This is a genomic window from Luteibacter sp. P4_E6, from assembly GCF_056401535.1.
The window spans coordinates 1-4733 of the sequence record NZ_JBFUJE010000305.1; the positions used below are offsets into that span (position 1 = coordinate 1).

At 65.0% G+C, this 4733-nt stretch carries 7 protein-coding genes; 6 read left to right on the top strand and 1 reads right to left on the bottom strand.

The window, feature by feature from the left end:
• Together speE and AC1DT2_RS16000 are read left to right on the top strand one after the other, a co-directional pair.
• A partial coding sequence (gene speE / locus AC1DT2_RS15995) for a polyamine aminopropyltransferase (protein WP_477297394.1) occupies window positions 1–790 on the top strand: 790 nt, incomplete at its 5' end.
• Window positions 791–875: 85 nt separating this feature from the next.
• Entirely contained in the window at window positions 876–1697 is an 822-nt protein-coding gene (locus AC1DT2_RS16000; protein ID WP_477297396.1) for a hypothetical protein, read from the top strand.
• A gap of 6 nt (window positions 1698–1703) precedes the next feature.
• Here the strand turns inward: AC1DT2_RS16000 and AC1DT2_RS16005 are convergent, their stop codons facing one another.
• Window positions 1704–2741 (bottom strand): hypothetical protein, encoded by a 1038-nt coding sequence (locus tag AC1DT2_RS16005; RefSeq protein ID WP_063573267.1) that lies wholly within the window; start codon window positions 2739–2741, stop codon window positions 1704–1706.
• 174 nt (window positions 2742–2915) lie between these two features.
• On the opposite strand from AC1DT2_RS16005, the gene AC1DT2_RS16010 reads away from it, so the two are divergent.
• The 4 genes from AC1DT2_RS16010 to AC1DT2_RS16025 form a co-directional block, all read left to right on the top strand.
• Window positions 2916–3113: a hypothetical protein gene (locus AC1DT2_RS16010; protein WP_063573266.1), complete on the top strand. Its 198-nt coding sequence runs from the start codon at window positions 2916–2918 to the stop codon at window positions 3111–3113.
• 62 nt (window positions 3114–3175) lie between these two features.
• Window positions 3176–3808 carry a ParA family protein gene (locus AC1DT2_RS16015; RefSeq protein WP_213949866.1) on the top strand — a complete coding sequence of 211 codons (633 nt, stop codon included), beginning with the start codon at window positions 3176–3178 and terminating at the stop codon, window positions 3806–3808.
• A gap of 64 nt (window positions 3809–3872) precedes the next feature.
• Window positions 3873–4343 (top strand): SixA phosphatase family protein, encoded by a 471-nt coding sequence (locus AC1DT2_RS16020; RefSeq protein WP_063573264.1) that lies wholly within the window; start codon window positions 3873–3875, stop codon window positions 4341–4343.
• Window positions 4344–4351: 8 nt separating this feature from the next.
• The coding region (locus AC1DT2_RS16025) for a YceI family protein (RefSeq protein ID WP_477297397.1) at window positions 4352–4733 on the top strand (382 nt) is incomplete at its 3' end.

The window sequence follows — 4733 nt, forward strand, 5'->3', positions numbered from 1 at the left end:
CGTCGAGCGCCTGTTGCACGCCGAGAAGACCGAGTTCCAGACCATCGAGATCTACCAGACGACCGATTGGGGCAACCTGATGGTGATCGACGGTTGCGTGATGCTCACCGGCCGCGACAACTTCCTGTACCACGAGATGATGACCCACCCGGCGCTGTTCACCCACGCCCGCGCCAAGCGCGTCGTGATCATCGGCGGTGGCGACTGCGGCACGCTGCGCGAGGTGCTCAAGCACGAGGAAGTCGAGAAGGCCACCCAGGTGGAGATCGACGAGCGCGTCACCCGCCTGGCTGAGGAATACTTCCCGGAACTGTGCGAAGCCAACGGCGACCCGCGCGCCGAACTACTCTTCATCGACGGCATCAAGTACATGGCCGAGGTGGATCCGGAGTCGATCGACCTGATCATCGTCGACTCGACCGACCCGGTCGGCCCGGCTGAAGGCCTGTTCAACGCTGCCTTCTACGCCAGCTGCTACAAGGCCCTGCGCCACGGCGGCATCCTGGTGCAACAGTCGGAGTCGCCGATGGCCCATATCGAGCTGATCAAGGCCATGCGTTCGGCCATGCGCACCTCGGGCTTCAAGGCCGTACGTACCCTGCCCTTCCCGCAGCCGTGCTACCCCACCGGCTGGTGGAGCTGCACCATGGCGCGCAAGGACGGCGACCTGTCGGGCTTCCGCGAGCGCGGCGCGATCAGCAAGAACTTCCCCACGAAGTACTACAACGCAGACATCCACAAGGGTGCACTGGCGCAGCCGGAGTTCATGCGCGAGGCGCTGGGCGACTGATCTTTCGATCGGTCGCACCTGTGACGGAAGGGCGCTGCGGCGCCCTTCTCTTTGACCACATTTCTACGAACAGGAAAGGAATCCCATGCACCACCTTCGTCCCAAACGTGCGCTCCTGCTGACCCTCGTCCTCGTCCTCGCGCCCGGCTTGGCAGCCGCGACCGAGCTACCCGGTGGCCCGGCCTTCCTGAAAGCCGCCGATGACGTGATTGCTGCACAGGGCGAGGCAGGCGTCTCGCCTCCGCCGCCGATCACGGATCCACGGGTGCAAACCCTCCTGGCCAGGGCGGCGAACATCGAAGCCATCTTCGGCAACGTCAAACTGACGGCCGCCGACCTCGGGCCGGTGATGGACCTGTGTGGAAAAACCAACCAGATCACGGTGGGTTACGCACTGGCCAACATCGCCTCGCTAAAGCCGCCGGCGGGGCAGACTGCTGACCCCGAAGCGCTCAAGCCCCGGGTGATCGAACTGCAAAGTCGCAATGTGATTGCCTATCAGGACGCCATCGTTCCGATGGGCGCCTTCAGCGCGCGCTGCATGATGCGGGCATTGCCCTTGCTGACCGAATTCATGAGAACGCTGCCGGCCGAGCAGCGGACGCCGGKTCGCATGGGTGGGTTACGCCAGATGCGCGGCGGCGTCGCCAACATGATGGTCGGCGCCATCACCAGCAGCATCCAGACCGGCATCTCTGCGGCGAACCGGCATCTCGCCGTCAGTGCCGCCGCGGACGTGGCATCCACGTTCGCCGCCATCCTGCCGGTGGCCGACCGGAAGGTGATCCAGCAGACGGCCGGCCGCGTCAGGCCGTCGGCCGCCGCGGCCGACCAACCCTCGCTCGACACCATTGCCCGTGCGTTTGCCGACGAGCGATGCGAGGGCCTCTGCGCCCTCGGTAGCTGAGACCGCTCAGCCCGCTGGCTTGGAAGGTTCCCAGCCGGCGGGTGCCTCCGGTGGCATGCCGTAAGCACGGAGCGAGGCGAGGATCACGCTCATCTCGGTGCCGCCACTGCGCGCCAGCATGAGCAGCTTCTGCGCAGTGGCCTTGTCGCCCTGCGCCTGCAGGTTGAGCTGCGCGAAGCGCTGCATCTCCCAGATCAGGTTGAGGCGCGCGGTCTTCGCGGAGGATTGGTCGGAGGCGTCCGTCGACAGGGTTTCACGCAGGTGCAGACCGAGGGAACGGCCTAGCGGGCTGCTGCCCCATTCGAGCACCTTGGCTAGTTTCAGGCAGTCGCCGACAACCGAGGCATCTTCCTTGTTGTCGTCGCAGTACTTCGCCGTGGCCTGGAAACCGGGCATCGGCTGAGCGCTGGCCAGGCCGAACACCAGCACCATCTGCACGCCCGCGGCACCGGCGCCCTGCAGGGGGTTGAAGGTGTCGGCCGGCGGTGGCAGCTGGGTGACCGAGTTGGCCAGCGCCTTCAGGCTGGCACCGAGGTAGTCGTCGTAGACCTTCGCGTTGGCGGCGCGGGTGAGATCGGCCCGCATGTCTGCCTTGGAGGCATTGTTATGCCCATCAACGCCCAGCTTGAGTAGCCATACGGCGGCGTTGTCCGGCGCCTGCTTCTGCAAGGTGGCGAGGGCTTCCGCATTCGGACAGGCGTCCGCCTTGGTCTCGCAATCGGCCAGCCGTGCCCAGGCGACCTGGGGACCGGCGTCTTCGTTGCGCGACGCCCGTTCGAGCAGGGCGTGGTAGGTGAGTACCTCGGGCGGGTTGACCAGCGGGCGTGCCAGCAGGGCGGCGCCGAGCAGGGGCTCGGATTCGGTCCGCAGCGCGAGGACGCTGGCGAGGTCTTTCTGGAACTGCAGGAGGGCCTTGGTCTGGTCCTTCTGAGCTACCGGTCCCTTGGCCGGTCCCGTCGCCGCACCGGGCCACGGCGTAGCCGCGAAGGTAGGGAGCGAAAGCAGGCCAGCAAGGGCCAGGGTCACGACGCGGCGTCGCCGCATGGGCCATCTCCGTGAAATAAAACGACAAGAATACGGTTCGACCATGAACGGAAGCTGCGCCGTCAGGCCTTCACCAAGCGAAGACATTGCTACTATCGGTCTGAGCGCGGGGGGATCGGGACAGCTGTCCGCATGACCGCACCAATCAATCCTGCGACAGAACAGGAGTTTACAGTGGATCACTTTGCCCTCTTCACCAGCGCACCGGCTGGTTTCTTCGTCGGCTGGGGCACCCTCACGCTGATCAACGCAGGTCTGGCCCAAGGCAAGAACCGCAGCGGGTTGGCCTGGTGGGCGCTTTCGCTCTTCCTCGGCCCCGTGGCCACCCTCATTCTCGTCGTCCTGCCGAAAGTCCGCGCAAAGATGTTCTGACCCGTTTGCGTGGGTCGACAGGGTGTGTAGGCTAGGAGGCCTCCCAAGGCAGGTGCGCGCGAATGCTTACGACGCTCGTAGCAAGCAGCAAGGGTGGGTGTGGCAAGACAACGCTGGTAACCCAGCTCGCCACCCACTGGGCACAGGCCGGGAAGCAGACGGCCATCATCGACGCCGACCGACAGCAGTCCAGTTTGCGCTGGGTCAGTCGACGCCCTGAGAACGTCCCGGGCGTAACCGCCGTCGAGGGCAGCCGCCGGGCCTTCGACCGGCTACCGGCCGAGATCCAGCGAACCATCGTCGACACCCCTGCAGGCGTCGGCGAGAAAGAGCTGGAGCCTTACCTCGAAAAGGCCGATGTCATCCTCGTGCCGGTCTTGCCTTCGCACTTCGACCTCGACGCGACGCTCGACTTCCTCGCCGTGCTCCAGGCCATCCCGCGGGTCAAGCGCGGCAAGCTGCCGGTCGCCCTGGTCGGCAACCGTCTCAAACCCTGGACCAATGCCAGCCAGGCTGCGGTCGCCGAACTCGGCGAGCGCGCTCCTTTTCCCGTGGTTGCGGAACTTCGCGACTCGCAAGCGTACGTCTTGCTCACGGCGCTCGGTAAGGGCATCTTCGATTACCACTCGGAAAACGTACGCGGACACCAGGACGACTGGGCAAAACTGCTTCGCTGGATAAAGCGCAGCACCTGAGCCGGATGGGGAACGCGTTGGTTGCACCACGCCACGTCACGTGGCATTGCGGAGAACGGTACCCATGCACGAACTCATCCTGCTGCGTCACGCGGAAGCATCTCCGAACGGCAAGGACGGCAAGGACGATCGCGAGCGAAAACTCACCGAGCACGGCCAGAACGAAGCCCGCGCGGCGGGCGAATGGCTCGCAAGCCACGGCATCCACTACGATCGCGTGCTCTGCTCCCCTTCCGAACGCACGAAAGAAACCGCGGCCCTGGCCCTCGGCCAGATCAAGCCCACCTACGACGATAAGATCTACGACGCCACCGTCGGCGATCTGTACGACCTCCTCGACAAGCAATCGGATGTCGAGCGCGTGGTCCTCGTCGGTCACAATCCTGGCATCGAACAACTGGTAGCCTTCCTTGTCGAAGGGCGCTCCGAGGATTACCGCGGCATGCCGCCCGGTGGCATGGCCCGGCTCGTCTTCGATGGTCCGCTGGAACCCGGCAAAGCCAAGCTTGAGACGTTCTGGTCTCCACCAAACTGAGTAGCTTTATGCGTCACCTGTTTGCGGCGATCGCTCTTCTCCTGTCGGCGGCGCCTCTGGCCGCCGCCGACCTGCGAATCGATCCCGTGCGTTCACGCGCAGAGTTCAGCGTTCGCCTGCTCTGGGTGAGCAACATCTCGGGCGCTTTCGAAGGTATTCGTGGTGACGTTTCGATCGATCACGCCGCACAGACCGCCGTGGTCCGCGCCGACATCGATACCGAAAGTATCCGTATGGAATCGGCCCGACTCCGGCGATGGGTACTCGCGCCGGAGTTCTTCGACTCCGTCCACTACCCGACGATCCATTTTGAATCCCTGCCGACGCCCCTCCTCATCCTTACCCGGGGCGGCGATGTCGTGGGCAAGCTCACCCTGCGCGGAATCACCC